This window comes from Arthrobacter sp. 2YAF22_2, assembly GCF_052114645.1.
Taxonomy (GTDB): domain Bacteria; phylum Actinomycetota; class Actinomycetes; order Actinomycetales; family Micrococcaceae; genus Arthrobacter.
Window position 1 is genome coordinate 1 of sequence record NZ_JBFRFD010000438.1, and the last position, 3,151, is coordinate 3,151.

Here is a 3,151-nt window from a genome sequence, read left to right on the forward strand (position 1 = left end):
CCGCCGTGCTGGACGCCGCCGGCATGCCCGGCGCGGCCACCGCCATCACCCTGGTGGCTGTGGCGGCACTGCTTTCCGCGCTCAACGCCAACCTCTACGGCGCCTCCCGGATGGCGTACTCCCTCGCGGAGCGCGGTGAGGCTCCGCGCCTGCTGGCTTCCGTGTCCAAGGCCCGGGTTCCGGTTGTCGCAGTCCTGGCCAGCGTCGCTTTCGGCGTGGTCACGGTTGTGCTGGAGTTGGCTTTCCCGGAGAAGGTCCTTCCCGTGCTGCTCAACATTGTGGGCTCGACGTGCCTGCTGGTGTGGACGTCCGCGCTCCTCGCCCAGCTCGCGCTGCGCCTCCGGGCCGACCGCGAGGGAACGGCACTTCCCCTGCGGATGCCCGGCTTCCCCTGGCTCACGGTGTTTGGTCTGGTGATCCTCGCGGCGATCTTCACGGTGGGCTTCATCGGCGAGGATTCCCGTCCCCAGCTCCTGAGCACCTTCGGCCTCGTGGCACTTCTGGCGGTGGCGAACTGGCTTCACCACCGGAACGGGAAGGTTTTGCCGGTCGTGGAATCTGCGGATAGTGCCAAGCAGCCGGTGCTCGTCGACTGAATTATGTGTTGTGGACCCACATGGCGTGTGGACTTCGGAGCTCTTTGGCGGTGTTCTGGTGGCGCTCTTTGTCGTCAGTTGCCAATGACGAGGGTGCTGGCGGCCGCTTCGATGACGTCGTCGGTGATGGTTTCGAGTTGGTTGATCTTCAGTACACGGGTGATCTGGGGGAAGAGTCGTTCGAGGAGCCGGAAGTTGCCGCGGGTGATCCGTTCGATTGCGGCTATTGCCTGGGCGTCGGTGAAGTCGTCCGGGTCGAGGGACCTGCCGAGCCGTTTCCAGTGCCGATCGGGACTGTGGAATTAACGGTTTATCCGGCTCGACACGCCAAGCGGTAAGCCTGGCGGGAAGGAGCCCGATATGGCCGCAACACTTGAGGCTGTGCCGCGCGGCCGGGAAGCAGACCGCGAACTCCCGCAACGGGGTCCGCCCGAAAACGGTGCTGACGGAGACGACCGGCCCCGTGGAGGTGGACGTGCCGCGGGACCGGGCCAGCACGTTCGAGCCGGTCATCGTCAAGAAGCGCCAGCGCCGCCTGACGGGGGTTGATGAGATGGTCCTCTCGCTCTATGCCAAGGGCCTGACCACCGGGGAAGTCAGCGCGCACYTCGCCGAGATCTATGGTGCGTCCGTGTCGAAGGAGACGGTCTCGCGGATCACCGACAGGGTGTTGGAGGAGATGGCGGCCTGGCAGAACCGGCCGCTGGACGAGGTCTACGCGGCGATCTTCATCGACGCCATTAATGATGTGTTTCAGGAGACCGCGTATCGGGCAACGGAGTGGGCGCCTATTGCCGTGTTGAGTTCTTCCAGGGTCGGGGGGTTCGCTCCCGGGCGCTGTACGGTAATGGCCGCGGCTGCAGTTGCGGTGTGTCCGAGCTGCTCCAGGACAGCCGGGGCGAAGCCTTCGGTTCCTCGGGTGAGAAAGCCCAGGATCAGGGCGGACATGAAGGAGTCCCCGGCGCCGATGGTGTCGGCGACGTTGGATTTCACGGCAGGAATCCTGATGTTAGCGGCGGGGGTGGTGAATTGTGAGCCTTCTGCTCCCTTGGTGATGACGGCAAGTCCGGCGCCCAAACCGAGGATGTGGGCTGCGGCCTCGTCCAGGCTCTTTTGGGGGTAAAGCCACTGGGCGTCTTCGTCGCTGAGTTTGACGACGTCGGTTAAAGGTATGAGTTCTTCGAACGTGGCTTTGGCTTCCAAGTGGCTGCCGAGCAGGGCTGGCCTGATATTCGGGTCATAGGTGATCATGCAGTGTTTGTGGGCCTGTTCGAGCAGGGATTTCACGGCGGCGGCGCCGGGATTAAGGAAGGTGGCGATGGATCCGGTGTGCAGTATTTTTGGGAAGTAGGCGGGGGCTCTCGGGGCAAGGTCCCAGGTGATGTCGAAGTCGTACTTTGCGGAGCCGTCGGGTTCAAGGGTTGCGGTTGCCGATGCCGTCCGGGTGAGGGATTTTGATCCGGGCAGGAGTATGACGCCCGCGCTGTGGAGATGGTTTTCGATGATGGTCCCCCGCGCGTCCTGGGCGATGGCGGTGAGCAGGCCGGTGGCTACGCCGAGGCGCCCGAGTCCATAGGCGACATTGGCCGGAGAGCCGCCCGGGTGTTCTACTTTGTCGTGTGACGTGGTGACCACGTCAATCAGCGCTTCGCCTACCACCATGACGTCGAGTATCTGGTGAGCGTCGTGGCGGGCTGTCTTGAGGTAATCCATAGTCTGTCTCTCGTGGAAGCTGATGGCGGGGACTGTCCGAGCCACGTCAGTCCGCGGACCGATCAACCGGGTCCGCGGACTGATTAGTGGCAGGCGGCAGCTGTTCAGGCGGTGGCTGCACCGGTCATGATCGCAACAGCGTCGGTCATGGTGTGTGATTGCGGCGTGATGGTGGCGGCGCACTTGCCGAGGCGCTGGATGTGGATGCGGTCCGCGACGTCAAACACATGGGGCATGTTGTGACTGATCAGGATGACCGGCAGCCCGCGGTCCCGGAGGTCCCGGACCAGTTGCAGGACCTGGTTCGATTCCCGAACCCCGAGTGCCGCCGTCGGCTCATCCAGCACTACCACCTTTGAACCGAACGCTGCGGCGCGTGCCACGGCGACGGCCTGGCGCTGTCCGCCGGAGAGGTTTTCGACCGGCACTGTGACGTCCTGGAGGGTGGAGATTCCCAAGCGGGTCAGCTCTTCCTTTGCCTTCCGGCGCATGCCTCTGGTGTCAAGCATCCGGAACAGGCTCCCCAAGGGGCCGGGGAGTCGCTCTTCACGGCCGAGGAACAGGTTCGAGGCAACATCGAGTGCCGGGGAAACGGCCAGGTTCTGGTAGACCGTTTCGATGCCGTGGACCCGGGCGTCCTGCGGTCGCTTGAAGTGCACCTGCTTCCCCGATACGTAAAGTTCTCCCGTGTCCGGTATTTCGGCGCCGGTAAGGCACTTGATCAGCGTGGACTTGCCGGCACCGTTGTCGCCGATAACGGCCAGCACTTCACCCGGGTAGAGGTCCAGGCTGACGCCATCGAGGCCGACGACGCGGCCGAAGGTCTTGACGAGGTTCCTGGC

The 3,151-nt window shown here is 64.1% G+C and carries 3 protein-coding genes and 2 pseudogenes; 2 read left to right on the top strand and 3 right to left on the bottom strand.

What is annotated here, in order from left to right:
- Window positions 1-596: amino acid permease (locus AB4Y86_RS15450; RefSeq protein ID WP_441403077.1), on the top strand; the 596-nt coding region annotated here is incomplete at its 5' end.
- 74 nt (window positions 597-670) lie between these two features.
- On the opposite strand, the pseudogene AB4Y86_RS15455 reads toward AB4Y86_RS15450, so the two are convergent.
- Window positions 671-886, bottom strand: a pseudogene (locus AB4Y86_RS15455) (AAA family ATPase); the annotation flags it as partial.
- A gap of 98 nt (window positions 887-984) precedes the next feature.
- Here AB4Y86_RS15455 and AB4Y86_RS15460 point away from each other — a divergent pair.
- Window positions 985-1,338 (top strand): annotated as a pseudogene (locus tag AB4Y86_RS15460) (transposase); the annotation flags it as partial.
- Window positions 1,339-1,349: 11 nt separating this feature from the next.
- Here the strand turns inward: AB4Y86_RS15460 and AB4Y86_RS15465 are convergent.
- Window positions 1,350-2,309: a carbohydrate kinase family protein gene (locus tag AB4Y86_RS15465; RefSeq protein ID WP_441403078.1), complete on the bottom strand. Its 960-nt coding sequence runs from the start codon at window positions 2,307-2,309 to the stop codon at window positions 1,350-1,352.
- Window positions 2,310-2,413: 104 nt separating this feature from the next.
- Window positions 2,414-3,151: ATP-binding cassette domain-containing protein (locus AB4Y86_RS15470; protein WP_441403079.1), on the bottom strand; the 738-nt coding region annotated here is incomplete at its 5' end.